The organism is Finegoldia magna, from assembly GCF_002243175.1.
Classification (GTDB): domain Bacteria; phylum Bacillota; class Clostridia; order Tissierellales; family Peptoniphilaceae; genus Finegoldia; species Finegoldia magna_J.
This window is the reverse complement of record NZ_NDYF01000017.1, coordinates 21,982-44,834: the sequence shown is the minus strand read 5'-3', so window position 1 is coordinate 44,834 and position 22,853 is coordinate 21,982. Positions and strand designations below refer to the sequence as shown.

Here is a 22,853-nt window from a genome sequence, read left to right as displayed (position 1 = left end):
TTACTAAAAGTAACAATAATGCATTCTACTTTTTTTATCTATATGACCTTTAAAATTTATTTTATTATTGTAAGTTAACAATTATTTTTTTATACAATCCAACTACAAAATTTTAATCTGTCTTATGTCAGATTTTTATTTCACCTAAAAATGTTTCACGTGAAACATTTTAATGAAAATTTCATTAGTGATATAATTTAATTGTAAATCGAAAAAAAACGACGCTCTGAGAGGCGTTTTAACAGACGAAAATAAAATATAGGTAATAAACTATGGAGGATAGATGAAAGTTCAAATAATAGCCGTTGGGACGGAATTATTGCTTGGTGACACTTTGGACACGAATTCTAACTACCTTTCTATTAAAATGAGGGAGTTGGGGTTTGATGTGTACAAGAGGGTTGTGGTTGGAGATAATTACGACAGGCTTTACAAGGAAATTGAAGAGGGTTTACAACAAAATGATTTGATTATAACGACAGGTGGTTTGGGGCCGACGGAAGATGATATCACGAAAAAATGTTGCTGCGATTGTCTTGGCAAGGAAATGGTGCTTAATGAAAAAAGCTATGCTAAATTGAGGAATTATTTTAACGAAGACGAAAAGGCGATCCAAGGCAATATCAAACAATGTATGTTTCCAGAAGATGCGATTGTTTTCGAAAACTTCAATGGGACTGCAGATTGTGGGATGATTGAAAATAACGGCAAGAGAATTCTGTTCTTACCGGGACCACCATCTGAGATGAAGCCTATTTATGAACAACAAGTGCAAAAAGTTCTGGAGCAATTCGCAAAAGACTGTATTATTTCTGAAACTTTGAATATATCCATACTTGGAGAATGGGACATGAATGAAAGGGTCAAGAATATCATTGAATCGTCAACAAATCCAACAGTCGCTCCTTATTTTAAAAAGGATAAAAGGATACTTCGAATAACTGCAAAAGCAAGTGACAGACAAACTGCTCTTAAGATGATTGATGCAAAGAAAAAAGAGCTTAGAGAAAGACTGGGCATGTATATTTTTGGAGAAAATGAAGAAACAATCGAAGAATCGGTCTATAAGGTGTTGAAAGAACATGATTTGTCGATTATGACATCAGAATCCATTACAGGTGGTATGATTGCATCAAAGCTTGTGAATGTGTCTGGAGTAAGCGATTATTTAAAAAGGTCATTGGTGGTGTATTCTAATGAGGCAAAGATTGATTTGCTTGGCGTTAAGGAAGAAACTATTGACAGATACGGTGTTGTTAGTGAGAATGTTGCGTTTGAGATGGTTGAGAGAATGTTTGAAAAATTTAATGTTGACTGTGCAATATCTACGACAGGTTACGCATCAGGAGAAAATGCTGGGCTTGTTTACGTTGGATTGGGCTACAAAAATACGATAAAAACGCTAAAATTACAGCTTCATGGAGAACGCAATAAAATCAGAAATAGAGTTTCAAACCGAGCACTAGCAGAGCTGAGACTAATGATTTTAGAAAATGTTTCACGTGAAACATTTTAAAACAAATTAGAACTTTATTTGTGCTATAATAAATATGAAAGGAGCTGTAAATTTGAAAACAATATGTGTATTTAATCAAAAAGGGGGAGTGGGTAAAACTACTACCGTCGTTAATTTGTCAGCAGCTCTTGGTTTGAAAGAAAAAAAAGTACTTGTAGTGGATTTGGATCCGCAAGGTAACACGACTTCAGGCTTTGGAATTAATAAGTTTGAGCTTCAAAAAAGCATTTACGATTTGATGGTTCACGATGATTTTGATGAGGATTTTATTATCGAAACTGAAGAAAAAAACGTGGATATAATCCCAGCAACATCTGATTTGTCGGGTGTTGAGGTGGAACTTATAAACACTGATGACAAAGAAAAAGTGTTATCTAATATACTTTCTAATGTGAGTGGATATGATTTTTGTTTTATAGATTGCCCTCCTTCATTGGGGACGTTGTCTATAAATGCGTTGGTGGCGGCAGATTCTGTCCTTATACCTATCCAATGTGAGTTTTATGCGCTTGAAGGCGTAAGTCAACTTATGAATACTATTAATTTGGTGAGAAGTTCACTTAATGAAAACTTAGAAATAGAAGGTATTGTTATGAGTATGTTTGATGGTAGAAATAATCTTAGTTTGGAAGTGGTGGAAGAAGTCAAGAAATACTTCAAGGACAAGGTGTTTACGACTATGATACCGCGTAATATAAGGTTAGCAGAAGCTCCAAGCTATGGAATGAGTGCGTTATCTTACGACAAAAATTCCAAAGGATCTATTGCTTATACGAGACTAGCGGAGGAATTTTTATAATGGTTAGGAAAAAAGGATTAGGAAGAGGCTTAGACGCTTTAATACCACAAAATATTATAGAAACGACAAGTTCTGACTCGATTGTTAATATCGAACTATCAAAAATAATTAGAAGAGAAGATCAACCAAGAACACATTTTGAAAAAGATAAAATACGTGAGTTAGCAAATTCTATCAAAGAGTACGGAGTAATATCTCCGATTATCGTTCGAAAAAAGGATGAAAAATACGAGATTATCGCCGGAGAAAGAAGGTTTTTGGCAAGCTTAGAGGCTGGTTTATCTGAGATTCCTGCAATTGTTAAGGAAATGGAAGATAGTGAAGTGGCAGAAGTGTCACTTATCGAAAACATTCAACGTGAGGATTTGAATGCTGTTGAAGAGGCTGTGGCTTATAAAAACTTGATGGAAAACTACAATTTAACTCAAAAAGAATTGGCAGATAAATTGTCCAAATCAAGGTCATATATTGCAAATACATTGAGACTTCTTAACTTAGATGAGTTGTCATTGGAACATTTGAAAAAAGGCAACATCACATCATCACAAGCTAGAAGTTTACTTGCAATTGACGATATGAAAAAGAGAAAAGCGTTATTGGACAAGCTATTATCCAAGAAGACAAATGTCAGAGAAATTGAAAAAGTGTCCAAGGAAACAGACCCGTTTTTGTTGGATTTGCAAAACAGGTTTTTGGAGAAATTCTCTACAAAGGTTAGAATTAAGCCAAGAAGAAAAGGCGGAAGTATAGAGATAGAATATCTATCTAATGAAGATTTAGAAAGGATTATGGAGATATTAGAGCTATGATGTTTATGGATCAAACTTTAGAAGAATTTATTAAAAATGTAAACTCAAAGGAACTTCCAGGTGGGGGTTCTATAAGTGCATTGACTGCACTTTTGGGAGTAGGTATTGGAAACATGAGTTTCTATCTAACTGAAGACAAGAAATCTTTCAAAGCATTAGACGAGAAAACTCAACAAGAAATTAGAAGTCATGTAGACAGACTTACTGAAATTATTGAAGAATTAAAGGGAAAAATGGTTGAAGATACTAAAAGCTTTGACTCTGTTCTTCAAGCATACAAACTACCTAAGGAAACTGACGAAGAAAAAGCATACAGAAAGAAAATGATAGCTGATGGATATATCATCGCTACAGAATCTCCAATGTCTTCTGCTAGAATTATGATGGAAGCAATGGAACTTGTAAAACAAATTGCAAAATATATAGATAAATATGCAATAACTGACCTTTTAGCAAGTGCATATTTATTACATTCTAGTATGAAATCAGTAATGTTGAACGCTAAAATCAACATGAAACAACTTGGAGATAGCAAGAAAGTAGCTGATGAAATCACAGCATTAGAAGACAAATCAGAAGTTTTATTGAGAGAAATTGAAGAAGTTTCATACAAAAAAATAGGTGAGGTATAATGGCTTATTTCGATAATGCTGCGACGAGTTTTCCAAAACCTGAGATAGTTTACGAAAAACTCGATGAAGCAATGAGAGAATTTGCCGCAAATCCGGGAAGAAGTGGACATAAATTGTCACTTAAAATGGATAGGGCGATTTTTAATTCTAGAATGAACATCCAGGAATTTGTCGGCGGAACGAATCCTCTTAATTTGATTTTCACATTGAACTGTACAGATAGCTTGAACATGGCAATCAAAGGGCTTGTTAAAAAAGGAGACCACGTTATCACGACATCTTTGGAACACAATTCAGTTCTTAGACCGCTTCACAAAATGCAAGAAGATGGTTTTATCGATTTGACTGTTGTGTATGCAGATGAACGTGGGATTTTGGATGTCAAAAAGATTGAAGAAGCAATCACTGACAAGACCAGAGTTTGCGTGACAACTGCTATGAGTAACTTGACAGGAACCATCGTTGATTTCTGCAAGATTGGCGAAATTATGCACGCTCACGATATCTTATACATTGTGGATGCTGCACAAGCTATGGGATATTTGGATTTTGATATGAAAAATATGCCGATAGACGTGTTGTGTTTTCCTGGACACAAATCGTTGTTTGGACCTATGGGAACGGGCGCTATGTATATAAAAGAAGGAATTGATGTCAAAAGCTTGAAACAAGGCGGAACTGGCTCTCATTCACAAGATTTGGAACAACCTGACGAATATCCTGACAGATTAGAAGCAGGAACTATCAACGGACCTGCAATTTATGCACTATCTGCAGGAGTTGATTTCATCAAACAAGAAGGTTTGAAAAACATTAGAGATCACGAAAATAGTCTTAAAGACAGATTTATAAATGGTTTGAAAGACGAAAAAGGTATCACATTATACGGAAGTTTGGATGAACACCAAGGGCCAGTAGTACCTGTGAATGTCGAAGGAATAGGCTCTAGCCAATTGGCTTACATCCTAGATGACAAATACGATATCGCAACGAGAGCTGGAATTCACTGTGCACCACTTGCACACAAGACGATTCATACACAAGACATCGGTGCTGTGAGGTTCTCATTTGGACATTTCAATACTGAAGAAGAAGTGGACAAGGCGATTGAAGCGTTGAAAGAAATCAACCGAGGAGACAAAGATGGGGCTATCTAGTGCTATGAACACAATATTGATAATTCTTATGGTGTTTGTGGTATTAGTTTCCGTGATAAATTTCCGTAAAATCAACATCGTCAACAAAAAAGTCAACAGGGTCAAAAGAAGATACGATGCGCTTTTCAGAGCACAAGATGGTGACATTGAAGATATTTTGAATCAAAATTCTACAGATATCGTGGCAAATCAAAAAAGAATCGAAGAATTGTCTAAAACATTGGAATCTGTGGAAACTTTACAAGCAATATCACTTCAAAAAATCGGACTTGTTAACTATGATGCGTTTGAGTATTTGACTAACAAACTTTCATATTCACTATGTTTGTTGGATGCCAATGACAACGGGCTTATAATCACATCGATTTTCGGAAGAGAACAATCTACAAGCTACATCAAAATCATAACAAACGCTAAGTGTAGCGAAAAACTAAGCGAAGAAGAAAATGAAGCTTTGAAGAAAGCTTTAAAATAGAACATTGTAATAAAGGAGAAGAAGATGGATATATTTGAATCATTAAAATCAAAAATCTCAGGCAAAAACTTAAAGATAGTATTTCCTGAAGGAGAAGAATTAAGAATTTTAAAAGCAGTAGCGAGATTGAACGAAGAAAAAATCATTACTCCTGTAATTTTAGGTGATGAAGAAAAAATCAAAGAATTAGCAAACCAAGAAAACTTGAACATTGAAGGGGTTAAAATCATCAATCCACTAAATGCTTCTGATTTCGATGAAAAAGTAGACAAATTTGTTGAAAGACGTAAAGGCAAAAACACTGAAGAACAAGCAAGAACTATGCTTAAAGATGTAAACTACTACGGAACAATGATGCTTTATTGTGACGAAGTAGACGGACTTGTATCAGGCGCAGTTCACTCAACTGGAGACACTGTAAAACCAGCACTTCAAATCATCAAAACAAAACCAGGTACAAAACTTGTATCAGGAGCAATGGTTATGATTGGACCAAACGGCGAAAGATACGTATTCTCAGACATCGCCATCAACATCGAATTGTCCGAAGAACAATTAGCAGAAGTTGGGGTTGTAAGTGCTGAAACTGCAAAACTATACGATATCGATCCAAAAGTTGCATTCCTTTCATTCTCTACAAAAGGTTCTGCAAAACACTCATTTGCAGAAAAAGTTGCCAACGCTACTAAACTTGCCCAAGAAATGGCACCAGAACTTCCAATCGATGGAGAATTACAATTTGACGCTAGTATCGTTGAATCTGTAGGAAAACAAAAAGCTCCAGGTTCAAACGTAGCAGGTCATGCAAATGTGTTCGTATTTCCAGATTTACAAGCAGGTAACATTGGATACAAAATCGCTCAAAGATTAGGAAAATTCGAAGCAATAGGACCAATCCTTCAAGGAATGGCAAAACCAGTTAACGATTTGTCTCGTGGTTGCAACGAAGAAGACGTGTACAAGCTAGCTATAATAACAGCTGCTCAAGCATTATAAAGTGAAAAATAATAGACTGTTCACGCTAATAACATATGTCATATTCTTGCTGTTTTCTGGATTTTTAGTAGAAATCGCAGTATCAGGTAAGAATTTCACAAGAATTATGCTAGTAGTTTTCGTAGCATCGTTATTAGTCGTGACTAAAATGATTTACGACAGAAGAGATGAGGACATATCATCTTTGAAGGAATTGAGATTGTATTTGGTTGCAAGTGCAGTGGTTTCCATAATGGCAATAGTCAAATATTTGAAAGAATTTTCGTTTAGTAGAATATATATGCCATTTGCGTTTGCAATAATCATACATCTAGTTTATACAATAATATACAAAAATAAATCAAAAACACAAAGATAGGTGAAAGCCTATCTTTGTCTTTAAGGAGATAAAATGGAGTTAATTAATTTCATATATATGTTCTTCTTTTATGCAGTTTTTGGATATATTTGGGAAGTAATCTGGGTAAGCGCTGGACAGAAAAAACTTACTAACAGAGGATTCTTGTACGGGCCATTACTTCCGATATATGGGTTTGGAGCAGTGTTCATCACGCTTTTTGTGGATCACGCAATAGAGAGATTTAACGATTCTTACATCGTAATATTTTTCTCGGGATTGATAATTGCAACGGCATTGGAGTTTATAACGGGATATTTGATTGAAAAAATATTCAAAGTAAGATATTGGGATTACACAGAAAGATTTATGAACATAAAAGGGCTGATATGCCTCAGATCATCACTGTTTTTCGGAGTTATGTCCATATTCATGATGAATTATTCCAACAAATACATACTTGAACTCACTGAAAAAATCAAAAACAGCAACTACAACTTCGTGATTTACATTCTTATAGCTATATTTTCAGTAGATGTTGTGATTTCAGTAAAACAAGCTTATGGATTTAGATATATAATTGAATATCAAGAAAAAATGGAATCCTACTTAAAAGAAATCAGAAAAGATGTCAAGCTCAAAGCGTTGGAAGGATCACAAACACTTGAAGCTGATTTGTCGGGACTTAAAAGTGCACTTCGTGACAGGATAGAACAAGTGGAAATCAAGAAATCCTTCATAGAAAACAGCGCCAAAATATTAGAAGACAGAATTGAAAGAGAAACCAACCTCAAAGAAAAGCTCAAAACTTTGTTGGATGAAAGAGTTGAAAGCGCTGAAAAGGTCGATCTAATCCACGATAGAATCGACAAAGTCTATGATAAAAGGCTTAAAAGATTACAAACTCACCAAAAAAACATACAAAGAGTTGCAAAGAGAAACGATATAACTTACAAAAAATAAAAATAAGCAGATGTCTTATACGGCATCTGCAATAGTGTTCATTTTGAATTAGTAAGAATAGCATGAAAATAATAATTTAATAAAAAGGATATGGAGTATGAAAAAAAATAGAAAAATATTTTTAAGTGTAGTAATATTAATATTGATTTCAACAACGATTTTTCATTTTCTTAATCTAGACAAGCTTGGAAAATATATTGATTTTAAAGATTCTCAAAAAACCGCACATAATATTGCAGATGTAGTAAAGGGACAGGTTACAGAATACTACGACAAAGACGGTAGGAAAAATTATTACGCGTTGAATACAGATAACAATGAGAAAAACTCCATTTATTTATCTTCTTCAATATTAATAACAGAAGATTTGCATGATAATGGAATTTATCAAATTAGGATTAATACACCCAATAAAGAGTTATTGATTAAGATTTTTGAAGATCTTAATTTAAAATTAAAAAATGAAGATATTGAATATTTAAATAAACCCGTTAAACAAGTAAAGCATTCTAAAATTAAAAATTGTTTTTTGAGATTAAAGGGGGGGAATAAAGAATTATATGATGGTTCAATCTTGGTAGGTGCAATAATTACGAAAGATAAAGGAAAAATTGAAGAAATTTTAGAAATAGATAATCAATATTATAATAATTAAAATAAAAATAAGCAGATGTCTTATACGGCATCTGCTTTTGCTGCATTCAAAACAAATATTTATACAGAATTATTTTGCATAAAATTTCATTATTTCTTCAGCACACTTTTCGCTATTTTCATTATTTATTTCCAGTTCAAAATCTTTTGCTTTGACTGCGTAATTGATGTCGTAGTATTTCGTAATCAAACTTTCTATCACATAATCGTAGTCTTCGTCCTCTAGTTTATCAATCAAAATGGAGGAGTTATTCTTGCCAATGTATTTGGACAAATGATTTATCCCTTTTTTAATATCCTCCAAAGCATCGGAATTTTTCAAATAATCTGTTTTTATTCTATCTATTCTATCTTTAAGGCTTGAATTTATCATAACTTGATGATGTGAACCGTTGTATTTTTGTCTCAAAGATTTGGGAACATTAATTCTTCCTATTTTGCTACTTTCACATTCCACAAAAACAGGAGAATTATCAAAACTTTTGAGCTTATCGAACAGCAAACTTTCGAACATTTTTTGCGTTGGTTGTTTGTTCAATCCGGCATTTCCAAGGATGGAGCCTCTGTGGTTTGCAAGTTGTTCCAAGTTGAGGACGTTTTTATGAGAATTTTCCAAAATATTAAGAATTTCTGTCTTGCCAACACCAGTGTAGCCGTTGATATTTACGTATTCGTGTGAATTAATAAGCTTATCTAAGTTTTCAATAACGTGTTTACGATAAGCTTTGTATCCTCCTTTTAGCCTGTAAATGTCAAGCCCCATTGATTTCATTATGTTAAAAAGTACAGTGCTTCTCATTGATCCTCTGTAACAAAACAAGCACACATTATAATTTTTACTCAAATCCAATAACTTCACGTAAATGTCTTCGAGTTTTACAGATGCATATCTTATCGCCAATTTCTTTGCACATTCGTGATCTCCTGCATCATAAATCGTTGAGATTTCCACTCTTTCCTCGTTATTTAGTATCGGAATATTAATAGATCCTGGTATGGTTTCTTTCTGAAACTCGTACTCGCTTCTAACATCGACAAATATTAAGTTTTCCACATTTATAAGTTCTTCATAAGTATTTGCTACGAACATTTTGGCCTCCAAGGTACTAATTATACATCTTTTATTGCGTTTGTAAAAGAGATTTTCAATAAAAAAAAGAACCTGCAAATAGCAAGTTCTCAATTAAAAATTAAAATACATTCTAATAAGTCCAAGTATCAATATATGAACTGGATAGAATAGATAGTTTACCAATTTGTTTTGTTTTCCACGTTCTCCGTTGTATGTCACAGTAAAGGCGAATCCCAAGAAAGAATACACTTCTTTGATAATCGACAAATATCCAAGACCTGCGGAAATCACAGGCTTGTCGTAGAAAATGTAGAACAAGTAAGCTAGAATTATCGCGTGATAATCGTAGTCCAAGCTTAAATACATTGCCAAGAATCCGAAAACAGCTACGATTATTACAGATGCAGCATACCAAAGTATCCTGTTTTTAAACTTATCTTTAATATAATCAATTATCCACACAGTTACAAGACACAATGCCAACGTGAACATCATATTGTTCCAGTACGGATCGAAGAATACTTTTGATGTGAAAATATCGAATGGAACTTCTGAAATCACCGCAAAAACCAACAAGTTTCTAAGATATTTTGCCCTGTCGTGTGTCTTGAAAAATCCTTCAACTATGAAAAATATAAATATTGGAAATGCAATTCTTCCTAATATCGATAGAAAGTTCGAGATATACAACAATGCTCCTTTTCCATTTAAAAAATGCGTTACAATCGAGTTGTTAACATGATCTATCAGCATCGATGTAAACGCAATGTATTTTAGCTGAGCTGCGTTAAATATCTGAAACTTCTTTAATTTATCGTGTTCAAATCTTTTATTTATATCCATTTGTCCTCCTTAAATTTTGAGTATACTGTATGATACAATAATTTGAACAAATTTGCAATATTTTCACGTAAAAAAATAGTTCAAAGCAAATTTCACTTTGAACTACTCAAATTTATTGATTATTTCATTGATTTCTTCTTTTTTCTGTAACAAACATTTAATTATTTTTTCTTTTTTAGATTTTGTAGCCCTGTATTTTGGAATGGAAACGCTAATGGCATACTCCACTTCATCACCATGGCTCAAAGGCACTGCAAAACAGATTATGTCGCGCATAGATTCTTCTACTTCGTAAGAATAACCGTATTTTCTGATATCTTGAATTTGATTGTACAATACATCAATATCAGTAATTGTATTTTCGGTTAAAGCTGTGAGGCCGTTTGGATAGATTTTATTCAATTCGTCGTAGGTTAGGTTGGAAAGTAGAGATTTTCCAAGTGATGTCGCGTATGCGGGGATCATCTTTCCTACAGATGAAATCAATTGTACTGGCTGTTTTGGATTTACTTTTTCAATGTAGGTTGTGTACTGGCCTGTCAGAATGCTTAATTGACAAATCTCATTGACTTCTGTCACTATTTCTTGCATTTTTTCTTTGATTAATTCCAATATAACTGAACTTTTTGAGAAATTTTGTCCAATGCACCACATCATTATTCCTATTTTGTAATAGCCATCTTCGCATATCAAAAATCTGTTTTCTTCTAATGTTTTAAGAATTGGAAACAGAGTTGATTTTGGAATAGATGTTTCATTCGAAATTTCTGTTTGAGTGGCACCTTTCGGTTTTGTCTCTAAAAAATTAAGTATATCAATAACTCTTTGTGTTGGTTTATGCATTTTAATACTCTTTCTAATATTTGTATTTTAATTTTGGTCTAAATTAATATAAACAAGTATACCACATTTTTCATAAATTAAAATGTTGACAGACTTGAGAGCAGGTGTTAATATGTAATTAACAAATTGTAAATACAAACGTAATTCGTATATACGAAGTTATTAAAAAAGTTAGGAGTGTAATATGAAATACGAAATTATAACTCCACTATTAACCAGTATTCAAGATGACGGAAATATCGATATTGACGGTACTTTGAATCTTGTTGAATACGTTATAGATGGTGGAGTTGACGGAATCCTACCACTTGGTAGTGCAGGGGAATTTACAGCATTTACTTTTGAACAAAAAAGGAAATTCCTTAAAGAAATTATCAAAAAAGTTGACAAAAGAATTAAAGTTTTGGCTGGAACAACTTCATTAGTACCACAAGAAACTGTTGATTTATCAAATGAAGTTTTAAAATGTGGAGCTGATGGTGTGGTTATTCTTCCTCAATTTTATTTTGGATTGAACGATGAAGAAGCTTACGAATATTTCTCATATATGGCAGAAAATATCGAAGGAGACATCTACATTTACAATTATCCAGCAAGAACTGGATACAATATTTCGATTGATGTTGTGTTGAAATTAATCGAAAAATATCCAAACATCGTAGGATTGAAGGATACTATAGCAGAAACAGGGCACACTCAAGAGTTAATTTCAAAAGCTAGATTAATAAGAGATGATTTCAGAGTTTATTCTGGTTTCGACAATCAATTTAGTGCAAACATTGCCGCTGGTGGAAGCGGTTGCATATCAGGATTTTCAAATATAAGACCAAAATTGTGGGCAGACTGGGTGAAGGCTGCAAACGATAATAATCTCGATGAAATTCACAAATACCAAAAAATCATCAACAGAATGATGGACATCTACGCTATTCAAACGAACTTCTCAAATGTATGTAAGAATGTTTTGAAAAGAGAAGGTATGAAGATTAATACTAAATGTATGCTACCTTACGATAAAATCACAGAAGATGAAATCGATAGGGCATTTGAAATATTAAAAGATTCGGAGAAGATTAATGGTTAAAGCATTATTAATTCATAAAGACGACAATGTGGCTGTGGTGATTAGTCAAGTTAAGGAAAACGACGAGGTTGTTTATGTTGACAAGGACAATAATTCTCACAGCATCATTGCAAATGGAAGTATTCCACAATATCACAAAATAGCTATCAGAGATATTAAAGAAAATGATTATGTGATTAAATACGGCGAACATATCGGGCTTGCAAGTTGTGATATAAAAGTTGGAGATTATGTTCATACGCACAATGTAAAAGATAACAGAGAGAACAATAAATTAAAGGAGAAATAGTTAATGAAGACATTTATGGGATATAGAAGACCAGACGGAAGAGTCGGCATTAGAAACAAAGTTTTGATATTACCTTGTTCTATGTGTGCATCTGACACAACTAGAATGGTTTCTCAAAAAGTTGAAGGAACGACAACCTTTAATTTACAGACTGGTTGTTCACAAGTAGGTAGTGATTTGGATATGACTATTGAAACTATAGCAGGATTAGCGGCCAATCCTAATATATATGGAACGATTGCTATTTCACTTGGTTGCGAAGATGCACAAATCACAAAAGTAATGGCAGAAATCAACAGACGTACCAACAAACCTCTTGAATCACTTGTTATTCAAAACGAAGGCGGCACTATCAAAACAATCAAAAAAGCGACAGAACTTGCTAAGAAAATGGTTGAAGAAGCAAACAAACAACAACGCGTAGAAGTGCCTGTTTCTGAATTGATTTTTGGAACAAACTGCGGTGGATCTGATACGACAAGTGGACTTGTTTCCAATCCTCTTGTAGGACAAGTTAGCGATTATTTGGTAGAACAAAAAGCAACTACAGTGATTTGCGAAACAACAGAATTCATAGGGGCGGAACATATTTTAGCAAAGCGTGCTTCCAACGAAGAAACCCGCGACAAAATCTACAATATAGTAAAAACTTACGAAGACAATATCAGACAAATGACAGGAAAAGATGTTAGAGAAGGAAATCCTTCACCGGGAAATATCCATGGGGGACTTACAACATTAGAAGAAAAATCACTTGGATGCATCCACAAAGGAGGAACATCTCCTATCAATAAAATTTACGATTACGCACAACCAATGGAAACTGGTCAAGGACTTGTAATCATGGATACTCCAAGTAACGACTCAGCATCTGTCACAGGGTTAATCGCAGGTGGAGCACAAATTGTAGTATTTACAACAGGAAGAGGAACCCCAACGGGAAATCCAATAGCTCCAGTTGTTAAAGTGACTGCGAATAGAGAAACTTACGAAAAAATGTCGGACAACATTGATTTCGATGCTAGTGGGGTTTTGTTCGATGAAGTAAGCATGGATGAGCTAAGAGAAAAATTAATCGACAGAGTTATAGATTATTGTAACGGCGAAGAAACAAAAGCAGAAGAACTTGGTTTTACTGAATTAGCAATACAACGTACAGCTGTATTTGTGTAAATAAAAATAATAATTAAGGAGAAGAAACATGGATTTAGGTTTAAAAGACAAAGTAATTTTTGTAACAGGCGGATTTAAAGGAATAGGACGTGCGATAGCACTTCAAGTGGCAAGAGAAGGAGCAATTCCAGTTGTATTGAACAGAAAAAACGATCAATACGAACCATTCAAGAAAGAATTGGAAGAAATTACAGACAAATATGAGATTTACTTCATTGATTTGAACAACACTGAAGAAATCGAAGCTATTGTAAAAGATGTTGTGAAAAAACATGGTCACATCGATGGTGTTGTGAACAACGCTGGACGTAACGACAACTTGGATATTGAAGAAACTTCTTGGCAAGATTTCGAAAAATCAATTCATTCTAACCTTACTCACTACTACGAATTAGTAAGACAAGCACTTCCAGAATTAAAGAAAAACAAAGGATCAATAGTAAACATTTCATCCAAGACAGCTCTTACTGGACAAGGGAAAACATCTGCATATGCAGCAGCAAAAGGAGCTATCCTTGGACTTACAAGAGAATGGGCAGCAGCATTTATTAAAGATAGTGTAAGAGTTAATGCGATAGTTGTTGCAGAAGCTTGGACTCCATTGTACCAAGATTGGATTAAAACATTTGGAGACGAAAAAGCACAACAAGAACGTTTAAGTTTAATCACAGACAGAATTCCACTTGAACACAGAATGACAGAACCAGCTGAAATTGCTAACACAGCAGCATTCTTGTTATCTGACAAATCATCTCACACAACAGGACAATGGGTACACGTTGACGGTGGATACGTACACTTGGACCGTGCACTTGACTAATACAAATAGGTGATAGTAATGACAGAAAACAAAAACACTAAACAATTGACAGGAGGAAAAGCAAAGCTTGCGATAATTCTTGTTACATCGCTATTCTTCGTATGGGGATTGACGATGAACTTGGTAAACGCTTTGAAAACTCCTATGGAAAACTACATGCAATTAAGTGGTACAGAATCTGCACTACTTCAAGTTGCATATTACGGAGCGTATTTCTTCATATCCATTCCAGCAGCAAACTTAGCTAGAAAAAAAGGATACAAAGCTGGAATATTGCTTGGACTTGCGTTATTTATCGCAGGATCATTCTTGACAGTACCAGCAACAATATCTACAAACTATCCACTATTTTTGTTGGCAATGTTTGTAATAGCAGCAGGTGCTACATCTCTTGAAACAAACTGTAACCCTTACATCACAAAACTTGGAGATCCTGAAAAAGAATCCACTAGAATAAACCTTGCACAAAGCTTCAACGGAGTAGGTAACATCGTAGGACCACTTATTCTTGGTGGAATCGTAGGAGCGACAGTAAAACCAGGAAATTCTGGATTTGATGAAGCGAAGTTAAGCTTTTTAACAAGCACGAAAAACATATATCTAATCATTGCAATAGTATTGATAGCTGTATTTGCAACGTTTATCTTCGTAAAATTACCAACACCTCCAGGTGATGTTGAAGAAGATGAAAATGTTCATGAACCAACAAAATTTATCATCAAAAGACTTATGAATAAACCTCATTTCGTATTGGGACTTGTAGCAGAATTCATATTCATAGGATTACAAGTTGCAGGAATGTCCTTGTTCTCAGCTTATGCTGTGGGACAATGGGAAGGATTAACAGCAGGACAAGCTACACAATATCTAGGAATATTGTCACTTTTATTCACAGTTGGCCGTTTCGTAACAACACCTCTTATGAATAAATTCAAAGCTGGTAAAATATTGGGAGTATATATGCTATTATCTGCAATTTTCTTTGCAGCAGTTGCCATGGGATTGGGAAAAGTTTCTGTAATAGGATTCATAATATCATACCTATTTATATCAATAGGATTCCCTACAATTTACTCATTAGCATTACATGATATTCAAGGATCAGAAGCAAAAGTTGCAGCAAGTATGCTAACAATGAGTATCGTTGGAGCAGCACTAATTCCTCTATTAATGAGTGCGATAGCAGATGCATCTAACCTACAAATAGCGTTGGCATTAGCAGTACCAGGATTTTTATATTGCTCATGGTACGGATTCAAAGGATCAGTAAAAAGTAATTAGAGAGGAAAACAAAATGGCAAACAAACTTAAAATAATCGACACACATTTTCACATTTGGGATCTTGAAAAACAAGATTTACCTTGGTTAACGGGAGTTCCTGAAACCATCAAAAAAACATTCACAATTCAACAATATATTGAAAACTACGACAAGATAGAAGACATTGATTTTGTAGGTGGAATATATGTTGAAGTAGATGGAAAAGATCCTATCCAAGAAGATGAAATCATATATAATATCAAGAAAAACAACGAAAAATTATTGGCAACACTACTCAGAAGCAAAGTATCTCCAACAATGAGAGTACCAGCACAATCAGTTGGGATCAGAGAACCTCTACACACTGATGACAACCCAAAAGGACGTTGTCTTGAAGAATCCTTCATCGAAGGATTACAAGAATTAGCTAACAGAGGACTAATATTTGAATCATGCAACAGAGTAGAAGAATTAGATGATTTGTACCAAGCATTAAAACAAGTTCCAGAATTAAAAGTAGTATTAAATCATTTAGGAAATCCAGTTGAATTATTAGAAAAATATAAAAAAGATATGAAAAACTTAGCAAGCTTACCTAACTTGTATGTAAAAGTTTCTGGATTTGCCACAGAAGATGAAAAATTTGTCCAAGAATTACTGGAATTCATAAAAGAAACATTCGACAAAGACAAGTTAATTTATGCATCCAATTGGCCAGTAGTAGAATTGTACTCTACATTTGATAAACACCTTCAAATAGTTAGAGATTTCTTCAATGACGATGAAGACATATTCTACAACAATGCCATTAAATGCTACAACTTAAAATAAAATAATGAACATAATCGGCACAGAATAACACAACTTGTGTCGATTATTTTATTATATAACCCCTTTAAATGGTATATAATAAAATAAAAATGGGGTGAAAATTCATGGAATATATACGCGTGACAAAAGACAATATAGATACTGAACATATTTGTTGTGCATTATCAAACAACAAAGATATTCAAGTTTGTTCGAAGAAAGAATGGATGAAAAGCTGCTTTGACGATGGTCTTGTATTCATCAAATCAGAAAAAAGGGGTAAATGTTTCATTGAATACATACCAGCTGAAAGTGCGTGGATACCAATTAAAGCAGATGATTATATGTATATTGATTGCTTTTGGGTTTCAGGAGCGTTAAAAGGTCACGGATATTCAAATGATTTGCTTAATCAATGTATCCAAGATGCAAAATCACAAGGTAAAATTGGTCTGTGTATACTTTCTTCTAAAAAGAAAAAGCCATTCCTATCTGATCCTAAATATTTGTCAAAAAAAGGATTTCGTGTAGCTGATGATTCTGATTGTGGAATAAATCTAATGTATTTGCCATTTGGTGAAAATAATCCTATCCCAAAATTTAAAACACAAGCCAAAAATCCTCACATTGAAGAAAAAGGAGTTGTCTTGTACTATACCAATCAATGCCCATTCAATGCAAAATATGTACCTATTTTAGAAAAAATCGCACAAGAAAACAACATTTCCTTCAAAACAGTTCACATCCATTCCAAACAACAAGCACAACAAGCTCCCACTCCATGCACGACTTATGCGTTGTTTTATGATGGAAAATGGATTACCAATGAACAACAGAATGAAAAGAAATTTTTGAAATTAATTGAAAAAGTTAAAAATAGTTAATTTAAAATATTGATTTGAGAGTATAGGATAAAATATTTTAACCGTTACCTGATACTTAAAATTAAAAAAAAGAAATTTATAACTAAATTTTTTTGTTTTGTGTTAGCATACTAATAATTACTTTAATTAGTGTTAGTGTGCTAACTTTTTTTTATCAAGAAATATGGTTTAATAATAGTACAAGGAGGATGGTTATGGAAAAGGATATAGTAATTGTTACTAATAATAGTTACGTAATTAACGAATACGACAACACTATTAATATCGAAGGAGAATATTTGGATGTGCTTTATAAGGTAAGAGATCTCACACATTTGGGGTATTCTTTGGTTACTCATCCTCTAGCTGCATCGATTAGGATGTTTTATTCGCCGGTTAGAAGTGTAGTGATGAAAAAAGGTTTTTCGGAAAGGTCAATTGAAATTATTGAAAACTCTATCGAAAAATATATCAACACTATGGGAGTTCGAAAGCCAGATTACAGAAATGGTGAAGATTATTGTACTCTCGATGCGGTTCTTCTAAAAGAAGGTATAGAGAATTAATGAAGGAGTTGGAGTTATGAAATTAGAATATCAAAACTGTCTGATTGAAGATGTTAAGTTTTCTGATACTACTAAGGTAGAAAATAAGACTCTTTTTATCAACAAAGATGAAATGATCGATTTTTTAAAGGATGTCGATTTTGTAACAGAAATTAGCATTGACTTGGCTAAGCCTGGCGAAAAAACTAGGATTATTCCAGTTAAAGATTGTATTGAACCTAGATTTAGAGTTGGTAGAACGAATAAGTTCCCAGGTGTCACAGGTGAAATCGAACAACTTGGAGACGGAATCACTAAAATTATGAAAAATGTTGCTGTAGTTACTGTCGGTGATGTGGTTGGTTTCCAAGAAGGAATTATAGATATGTGGGGAGAAGGAGCAGACTACACTCCATTTTCCAAGACTTTGAATGTAGTTGTGGATATTACAGTTCAAAAAGATATCGAACCTCACGAACACGAAACTTGTGCTAGACTTGTAGGTTTGAAGTCAGCGGAATATTTAGGATATGCTCTTGAAAATGTAGAGTGCGATAATTCAGAAATCTTTGAAATTCAAGATATTAAAACAGAAGCAGAAAAACTTAAAGATCTTCCAAGAGTCGTATATGCACAAATGATGATTGCACAAGGTTTGCTTCACGATGTGTACATTTATGGTGTTGATGTTAAGAAGATTTTGCCTACACTTCTTCATCCTAATGAAGAGTTGGACGGTGCTGTTGTAAGTGGTAACTGTGTAGCTGCTTGCGATAAGATAACAACTTACCAACACCAAAACAACTCAGTAATTAAGGAATTGTACAAGGAACATGGCAAAACTATTAATTTTGTCGGTGAAATTATGGTTCCAGAACTTACTACATTGGATGGTAAATTTAGAACTTGCGATTACACTGTTAAGCTATGTAAGATGTTGGCTGCAGATGGTGTAGTAATTTCTGAAGAAGGTTACGGTAATCCAGACTCAGACTTGGTAATGATATCTTCAGGATTGGAAAAAGCTGGAATAAAATCGGTACTTATTACTGACGAATGTGCTGGATGGGCAGGAGATTCTCAACCTTTGGCAGATGCCAAGAAGGAAGCATGTGCTGTAGTATCTACAGGAAATGTATCTCACCTTGTTCATTTGGATAAGCCGGACAAAATTATTGGTAATGTAGAAGCCATTAAGAACTTAGCTGGTGGTTGGGATGGATGTTTGGATGAAGAAAAAGGAACTATTGTTTGCGAACTTAACGCTGTTACTGGTTCTACATCTGAAATAGGATTCCACAACTTAACAGTTAAGCTTTACTAGGAGGTTTTTATGAAAAAAATATTATACTACGTAAATCAGTTTTTTGGACAAATAGGTGGAGAAGACAAAGCTGATTATAAGCCTCATTTTGAAGACAAACCGATCGGTTGTGCACAAGCTTTTGATAAGGCTTTGGTAGATGGTGAAGTTGTTGGAACTGTCGTTTGTGGTGACAATTTTTACAACGAACATAAAGAAGAATCAGACAAATTTATATTAGATGTATTTGAAAAAGTTAATCCTGACATTGTCGTAGCAGGACCTGCATTTAATGCTGGTAGATACGGTATGGCTTGTTCTGGTGTTATCAATTTATTAAAAGACAAAGACATCCCACTTGTAACTGGAATGTACATTGAAAACCCAGCTGTCGATATGTGTAGACTTCACAGCTACATTATTGAAACTGCAGACTCTGCAGCAAAAATGAGACAAGCTATAAAAGAAATGGCTACTTTGACAAATAAAATTATCGAAGGAAAGAATCTTTCTCCAAAAGAAGACAATTACCTTGCACAAGGTAGACGTTTGACAGAATTTTCTGACAAAATCGGTGCACGTCGTGCAGTGGAAATGCTTCTTAAGAGATTTAACGATGAAGAATTTGAAACAGAACTTCCAATGCCAGAATTTGACGAAGTTGAACCAGCAGCTCCAATAGCTGACATGAATAAGGCTACTATAGCACTTATCACAACAGGTGGTGTTGTTCCTGAAGGAAACCCTGACAAAGTTCAATCAGCATCAGCTCAAAAATGGGCAAAATACGATGTAAGTGATTTGGATGAATTAAAAGGTAAATTCATAACAATCCACGGTGGATTTGACCCTGTATATTGTAATGCAAAAGCAGACAGAGTTGCGCCTTTGGATCAGCTTACAAGACTCAAAAAAGAAGGCGTAATAGGAAATGTGTTCAAATATTTCTACACTACAACAGGAACAGGAACATCTGTAGCCAATGCTAAGAGATTTGGTAAGGAAATTGGACAAGAATTGAAAGATGCTAAAGTTGACGGCGTTATAATGACTAGTACCTGAGGTACTTGTACGCGTTGCGGTGCAACGATGGTAAAAGAAATCGAAAGATATGGTATCCCTATAGTTCATATGGCTACTATAACTACAATTTCACAATCAGTAGGAGCAAACAGAATTGTACCTACAGTCGCAATTCCATACCCAGTCGGTAATCCAGAATTGAAATCTCGTGAAGATGGTTTAAGAGAAGAATTGGTTGAACGTGCAATCAAGGCATTAGAAACAAAAGTCGACAAACCGACTATATTTAAGTCTTAATGGAGGTGTAATTATGAGCGACAATAGAGGTAATTGGAATAGTAGATTTGGTTATATCATGGCGGCAGCTGGATTTTCCATTGGATTGGGAAATGTGTGGAGATTTCCATATCTAGTTGGTACAAATGGAGGTTTTGACGACTTTCTGCAAAATCGTTAAAAACTTCATTTCCATATCTAGTTGGTACAAATGGAGGGGGAGCGTTCGTATTAGTTTATCTTCTAATATGTGTGTTCATTGGGATACCTCTATTCTATATGGAAGTTACACTTGGTAGAAAAGCGCAAGCGAGTCCAATTGCAGGAATGAGAAATCTAACTAAAAAAGGCAGCCCTTGGGTAAGTTTCGGTTGGCTTGGAGTATTGAGTGCGTTTTTCATTCTAACTTACTACATTCAAATAATGGGTTGGATATTAAACTATTTTGTGAAAATGCTTACAGGGGAAATGACAGGATTTACAGCAACACAGTACACTGAAAACTTTGGTAAAATGTTGGATTCTCCAATGACGCTTTTAATATTTACATTGATTTGTACAATCATAATTGGTGTCATTTCAGCTAAAAACTTAAACGACGGATTGGAAAAAGCTTGTAAATTTATGATGCCAGCATTATTTATAATGCTAATAGCAGTTGTAATTAGATCAATAACTCTTCCAAATGCAATTGAAGGTGTTAAATGGTATATGAACGTTGATTTCTCAAAAATCAATGCAGAATCCATACTAGCAGCACTAGGACAATGTTTCTTCTCAGTAGGAATCGCAAGTGGTGGTGCATTTGTATATGGATCTTATCTTAACAAAGACTCAGACATACCAACAGATGGATTAATGGTTATAGGATTTGACACACTGGCAGCTCTTATCGCTGGATTTGCAATATTTCCAGCAGTATTTGCACTAGGATTACAACCAGATTCAGGATCAAACCTATTATTCGTAACTATGAGTAACGTGTTTATGAATTTGCCATTCGGAAGATTTTTCGGAGTATTGTTCTTCTTATTGATGTTCTTTGCAGCGTTATCATCCGCATTAGGATATTTGGAACCTGTAAGTTCATCATTTACTGAATTACTTAATATTGACAGAAAAAAAGGCGTAATCTACGCACTAACATCAATATTTGTTGTGGGATTGTTAACTATATTTGGACAAAACATACTAAAGTCAGTCACAATAATGGACAAAAACTTGTTCGACTTTGCAGACTTCTTATCAGGAAATATATTAATGCCACTTGGCGCTATAGCGTTGATACTTTACACATTATTCAAATGGAAATTCGATGTATTTAGAGAAGATGTCAATAACGGAGCAAATTCTATAAAAGTGCCTAAGTTTATGAAATACGTATCATATGTTTTACCATTTGTATTGATAATAATATTCCTTAAAGGACTAGGAATATTCTAGTAAAACAATTTCATATCTCTTATATAAAATACCAGAGTTAGATATCATTCTAATTCTGGTATTTTGATGTGTAAAATATTAGTTAAATGATTTACACTAAAAACTTTTTTTGTTAGAATTTAAGTAAGAGAAGAGGGTTTTAAATGAAAATATTAGACTTTAAACTATTCGATAATATATCGGAGAAATCAAAGAGAGAGCTACTTAAATTAGATGTTTTTTCGAAAAACTATGAATCTGGTGAAAAGGTTCTTAGCAAGGAAGAAGATTTGAAGCATGCAATGTTTATTGACAAAGGTTGCTTAAAAGCGTGTGAATACACCATAAATGGAAAGGAAATAGTGTCCTCGTATTATTTTGCAGGGGACGCATTTCCATTTTACTTGTATTTTGGACACACGAGAAAGTTTCCATACGATGTATATGCTACCAAGAAAACAAAAGTGTATTTCTTGCCACTAAAAGAGTTTGAGAAAATCATGGACACAGACATCGTCCTAACGAAAAATATACTGAAATTTGTAGCTGAATACACTTGTTTTAACAAACTTGTAATCAGAGCGACTCAGTATTCAAAAGTATCACAGAGGCTATCTTACTGGATACTCCATTTGCAAGAAGTTGATTATTTGAAACTTCCAACCTCACAAACTATGCTTGCAGATATTCTTCGTGTCAACAGACCAAGTTTGAATCAAGAATTGAAGAAGTTCGCTGAAGACAAGGCGATTTGCATAGAAGGAATGGAAATTCGCATAATAGACAGCGATTATTTACGTAAAATGATTGACTAGCTTTATCGACCGAAATCAACCAATACAAAAAATGTTTATTTTAGCTAAAAATATAATATAATATTGTTATGGA

The 22,853-nt window shown here is 34.1% G+C and carries 26 protein-coding genes; 23 read left to right on the top strand and 3 right to left on the bottom strand.

The genetic code is table 11. From position 1 onward, the window contains the following. Positions 1 to 283: 283 nt before the first annotated feature. The 10 genes from B9N53_RS08380 (at position 284) to B9N53_RS08335 (ending at position 8,339) form a co-directional block, all read left to right on the top strand. Positions 284 to 1,516: a competence/damage-inducible protein A gene (locus B9N53_RS08380; protein ID WP_094204541.1), complete on the top strand. Its 1,233-nt coding sequence runs from the start codon at positions 284 to 286 to the stop codon at positions 1,514 to 1,516. 52 nt (positions 1,517 to 1,568) lie between these two features. Beyond that, positions 1,569 to 2,315: a ParA family protein gene (locus tag B9N53_RS08375; protein ID WP_094204540.1), complete on the top strand. Its 747-nt coding sequence runs from the start codon at positions 1,569 to 1,571 to the stop codon at positions 2,313 to 2,315. Continuing rightward, entirely contained in the window at positions 2,315 to 3,124 is an 810-nt protein-coding gene (locus B9N53_RS08370) for a ParB/RepB/Spo0J family partition protein (protein WP_094204539.1), read from the top strand. The genes B9N53_RS08375 and B9N53_RS08370 overlap by 1 nt, the downstream gene beginning before the upstream one ends. After that, positions 3,121 to 3,756, top strand: a complete 636-nt coding sequence (locus B9N53_RS08365; RefSeq protein ID WP_002835961.1) for a cyclodeaminase/cyclohydrolase family protein — start codon at positions 3,121 to 3,123, stop codon at positions 3,754 to 3,756. The genes B9N53_RS08370 and B9N53_RS08365 overlap by 4 nt, the downstream gene beginning before the upstream one ends. Then, the gene (locus B9N53_RS08360; protein WP_094204538.1) at positions 3,756 to 4,913 is read left to right on the top strand and encodes an aminotransferase class V-fold PLP-dependent enzyme; all 1,158 of its coding nucleotides are present in this window, start codon (positions 3,756 to 3,758) and stop codon (positions 4,911 to 4,913) included. Before B9N53_RS08365 ends, B9N53_RS08360 begins: the two co-directional genes overlap by 1 nt. Further along, positions 4,900 to 5,388, top strand: coding sequence for a DUF4446 family protein (locus B9N53_RS08355; RefSeq protein WP_094204537.1), 489 nt, complete (start codon positions 4,900 to 4,902; stop codon positions 5,386 to 5,388). Before B9N53_RS08360 ends, B9N53_RS08355 begins: the two co-directional genes overlap by 14 nt. A 24-nt stretch (positions 5,389 to 5,412) precedes the next feature. Beyond that, the gene (pta, locus tag B9N53_RS08350) at positions 5,413 to 6,384 is read left to right on the top strand and encodes a phosphate acetyltransferase (protein ID WP_094204536.1); all 972 of its coding nucleotides are present in this window, start codon (positions 5,413 to 5,415) and stop codon (positions 6,382 to 6,384) included. A 1-nt stretch (position 6,385) separates the two neighbouring features. Continuing rightward, the gene (locus B9N53_RS08345; protein ID WP_242428076.1) at positions 6,386 to 6,742 is read left to right on the top strand and encodes a hypothetical protein; all 357 of its coding nucleotides are present in this window, start codon (positions 6,386 to 6,388) and stop codon (positions 6,740 to 6,742) included. Between the two features lie 33 nt (positions 6,743 to 6,775). Next, a complete protein-coding gene (locus B9N53_RS08340; protein ID WP_094204534.1) occupies positions 6,776 to 7,684 on the top strand; it encodes a putative ABC transporter permease in 909 nt (302 codons plus the stop codon). A gap of 97 nt (positions 7,685 to 7,781) precedes the next feature. Continuing rightward, entirely contained in the window at positions 7,782 to 8,339 is a 558-nt protein-coding gene (locus B9N53_RS08335; protein ID WP_094204533.1) for a hypothetical protein, read from the top strand. A gap of 69 nt (positions 8,340 to 8,408) precedes the next feature. Here B9N53_RS08335 and mnmH read toward each other — a convergent pair whose 3' ends face one another. The 3 genes from mnmH to B9N53_RS08320 form a co-directional block, all read right to left on the bottom strand. Continuing rightward, positions 8,409 to 9,428 carry a tRNA 2-selenouridine(34) synthase MnmH gene (gene mnmH, locus B9N53_RS08330; protein WP_094204532.1) on the bottom strand — a complete coding sequence of 340 codons (1,020 nt, stop codon included), beginning with the start codon at positions 9,426 to 9,428 and terminating at the stop codon, positions 8,409 to 8,411. A 93-nt stretch (positions 9,429 to 9,521) separates the two neighbouring features. Next, positions 9,522 to 10,253 carry a TraX family protein gene (locus tag B9N53_RS08325; protein ID WP_094204531.1) on the bottom strand — a complete coding sequence of 244 codons (732 nt, stop codon included), beginning with the start codon at positions 10,251 to 10,253 and terminating at the stop codon, positions 9,522 to 9,524. A gap of 102 nt (positions 10,254 to 10,355) precedes the next feature. Further along, positions 10,356 to 11,096 carry an IclR family transcriptional regulator gene (locus tag B9N53_RS08320; RefSeq protein WP_094204530.1) on the bottom strand — a complete coding sequence of 247 codons (741 nt, stop codon included), beginning with the start codon at positions 11,094 to 11,096 and terminating at the stop codon, positions 10,356 to 10,358. A 184-nt stretch (positions 11,097 to 11,280) separates the two neighbouring features. Between B9N53_RS08320 and B9N53_RS08315 the strand changes: the two genes are divergently transcribed. From B9N53_RS08315 to B9N53_RS08260, 13 genes are all read left to right on the top strand, one after another. Beyond that, complete coding sequence (locus tag B9N53_RS08315; protein WP_094204529.1) at positions 11,281 to 12,180, top strand: dihydrodipicolinate synthase family protein; 900 nt, start codon at positions 11,281 to 11,283, stop codon at positions 12,178 to 12,180. After that, positions 12,173 to 12,469, top strand: coding sequence for a UxaA family hydrolase (locus B9N53_RS08310; protein WP_094204528.1), 297 nt, complete (start codon positions 12,173 to 12,175; stop codon positions 12,467 to 12,469). The genes B9N53_RS08315 and B9N53_RS08310 overlap by 8 nt, the downstream gene beginning before the upstream one ends. A 3-nt stretch (positions 12,470 to 12,472) precedes the next feature. After that, positions 12,473 to 13,642: a UxaA family hydrolase gene (locus tag B9N53_RS08305; protein WP_094204527.1), complete on the top strand. Its 1,170-nt coding sequence runs from the start codon at positions 12,473 to 12,475 to the stop codon at positions 13,640 to 13,642. A gap of 28 nt (positions 13,643 to 13,670) precedes the next feature. Further along, positions 13,671 to 14,462 (top strand): SDR family oxidoreductase, encoded by a 792-nt coding sequence (locus B9N53_RS08300; RefSeq protein WP_094204526.1) that lies wholly within the window; start codon positions 13,671 to 13,673, stop codon positions 14,460 to 14,462. A gap of 18 nt (positions 14,463 to 14,480) precedes the next feature. Beyond that, a complete protein-coding gene (locus tag B9N53_RS08295; protein WP_094204525.1) occupies positions 14,481 to 15,743 on the top strand; it encodes an MFS transporter in 1,263 nt (420 codons plus the stop codon). Between the two features lie 13 nt (positions 15,744 to 15,756). Next, on the top strand, positions 15,757 to 16,554 hold the full coding sequence (locus tag B9N53_RS08290) for an amidohydrolase family protein (RefSeq protein WP_094204524.1): 798 nt from the start codon (positions 15,757 to 15,759) through the stop codon (positions 16,552 to 16,554). Between the two features lie 104 nt (positions 16,555 to 16,658). Next, a complete protein-coding gene (locus B9N53_RS08285; protein WP_094204523.1) occupies positions 16,659 to 17,417 on the top strand; it encodes an N-acetyltransferase in 759 nt (252 codons plus the stop codon). Positions 17,418 to 17,611: 194 nt separating this feature from the next. Continuing rightward, positions 17,612 to 17,962, top strand: a complete 351-nt coding sequence (locus tag B9N53_RS08280) for a GrdX family protein (RefSeq protein WP_002838759.1) — start codon at positions 17,612 to 17,614, stop codon at positions 17,960 to 17,962. A gap of 16 nt (positions 17,963 to 17,978) precedes the next feature. Beyond that, positions 17,979 to 19,265: a glycine/sarcosine/betaine reductase component B subunit gene (locus B9N53_RS08275; protein ID WP_094204522.1), complete on the top strand. Its 1,287-nt coding sequence runs from the start codon at positions 17,979 to 17,981 to the stop codon at positions 19,263 to 19,265. A gap of 9 nt (positions 19,266 to 19,274) precedes the next feature. Then, positions 19,275 to 20,564 carry a glycine/betaine/sarcosine/D-proline family reductase selenoprotein B gene (locus B9N53_RS08270; RefSeq protein ID WP_094204521.1) on the top strand — a complete coding sequence of 430 codons (1,290 nt, stop codon included), beginning with the start codon at positions 19,275 to 19,277 and terminating at the stop codon, positions 20,562 to 20,564. 13 nt (positions 20,565 to 20,577) lie between these two features. Beyond that, a complete protein-coding gene (locus B9N53_RS09450) occupies positions 20,578 to 20,724 on the top strand; it encodes a hypothetical protein (RefSeq protein WP_242432461.1) in 147 nt (48 codons plus the stop codon). 65 nt (positions 20,725 to 20,789) lie between these two features. Then, entirely contained in the window at positions 20,790 to 21,986 is a 1,197-nt protein-coding gene (locus B9N53_RS08265; RefSeq protein ID WP_242432472.1) for a sodium-dependent transporter, read from the top strand. A gap of 143 nt (positions 21,987 to 22,129) precedes the next feature. Next, on the top strand, positions 22,130 to 22,780 hold the full coding sequence (locus B9N53_RS08260) for a Crp/Fnr family transcriptional regulator (protein WP_094204520.1): 651 nt from the start codon (positions 22,130 to 22,132) through the stop codon (positions 22,778 to 22,780). The last annotated feature ends 73 nt before the right edge of the window (positions 22,781 to 22,853 follow it).

Excerpts from the sequence above, each read along its gene's own strand:
- B9N53_RS08380 (WP_094204541.1), top strand. The coding sequence starts at position 284 with ATGAAAGTTCAAATAATAGCCGTTGGGACGGAATTATTGCTTGGTGAC.
- B9N53_RS08370 (WP_094204539.1), top strand. The coding sequence starts at position 2,315 with ATGGTTAGGAAAAAAGGATTAGGAAGAGGCTTAGACGCTTTAATACCA.
- B9N53_RS08365 (WP_002835961.1), top strand. The coding sequence starts at position 3,121 with ATGATGTTTATGGATCAAACTTTAGAAGAATTTATTAAAAATGTAAAC.
- B9N53_RS08360 (WP_094204538.1), top strand. The coding sequence starts at position 3,756 with ATGGCTTATTTCGATAATGCTGCGACGAGTTTTCCAAAACCTGAGATA.
- B9N53_RS08355 (WP_094204537.1), top strand. The coding sequence starts at position 4,900 with ATGGGGCTATCTAGTGCTATGAACACAATATTGATAATTCTTATGGTG.
- pta (WP_094204536.1), top strand. The coding sequence starts at position 5,413 with ATGGATATATTTGAATCATTAAAATCAAAAATCTCAGGCAAAAACTTA.
- B9N53_RS08340 (WP_094204534.1), top strand. The coding sequence starts at position 6,776 with ATGGAGTTAATTAATTTCATATATATGTTCTTCTTTTATGCAGTTTTT.
- B9N53_RS08335 (WP_094204533.1), top strand. The coding sequence starts at position 7,782 with ATGAAAAAAAATAGAAAAATATTTTTAAGTGTAGTAATATTAATATTG.
- mnmH (WP_094204532.1), bottom strand. The coding sequence starts at position 9,428 with ATGTTCGTAGCAAATACTTATGAAGAACTTATAAATGTGGAAAACTTA.
- B9N53_RS08325 (WP_094204531.1), bottom strand. The coding sequence starts at position 10,253 with ATGGATATAAATAAAAGATTTGAACACGATAAATTAAAGAAGTTTCAG.
- B9N53_RS08320 (WP_094204530.1), bottom strand. The coding sequence starts at position 11,096 with ATGCATAAACCAACACAAAGAGTTATTGATATACTTAATTTTTTAGAG.
- B9N53_RS08315 (WP_094204529.1), top strand. The coding sequence starts at position 11,281 with ATGAAATACGAAATTATAACTCCACTATTAACCAGTATTCAAGATGAC.
- B9N53_RS08310 (WP_094204528.1), top strand. The coding sequence starts at position 12,173 with ATGGTTAAAGCATTATTAATTCATAAAGACGACAATGTGGCTGTGGTG.
- B9N53_RS08305 (WP_094204527.1), top strand. The coding sequence starts at position 12,473 with ATGAAGACATTTATGGGATATAGAAGACCAGACGGAAGAGTCGGCATT.
- B9N53_RS08300 (WP_094204526.1), top strand. The coding sequence starts at position 13,671 with ATGGATTTAGGTTTAAAAGACAAAGTAATTTTTGTAACAGGCGGATTT.
- B9N53_RS08295 (WP_094204525.1), top strand. The coding sequence starts at position 14,481 with ATGACAGAAAACAAAAACACTAAACAATTGACAGGAGGAAAAGCAAAG.
- B9N53_RS08290 (WP_094204524.1), top strand. The coding sequence starts at position 15,757 with ATGGCAAACAAACTTAAAATAATCGACACACATTTTCACATTTGGGAT.
- B9N53_RS08285 (WP_094204523.1), top strand. The coding sequence starts at position 16,659 with ATGGAATATATACGCGTGACAAAAGACAATATAGATACTGAACATATT.
- B9N53_RS08280 (WP_002838759.1), top strand. The coding sequence starts at position 17,612 with ATGGAAAAGGATATAGTAATTGTTACTAATAATAGTTACGTAATTAAC.
- B9N53_RS08275 (WP_094204522.1), top strand. The coding sequence starts at position 17,979 with ATGAAATTAGAATATCAAAACTGTCTGATTGAAGATGTTAAGTTTTCT.
- B9N53_RS09450 (WP_242432461.1), top strand. The coding sequence starts at position 20,578 with ATGAGCGACAATAGAGGTAATTGGAATAGTAGATTTGGTTATATCATG.
- B9N53_RS08260 (WP_094204520.1), top strand. The coding sequence starts at position 22,130 with ATGAAAATATTAGACTTTAAACTATTCGATAATATATCGGAGAAATCA.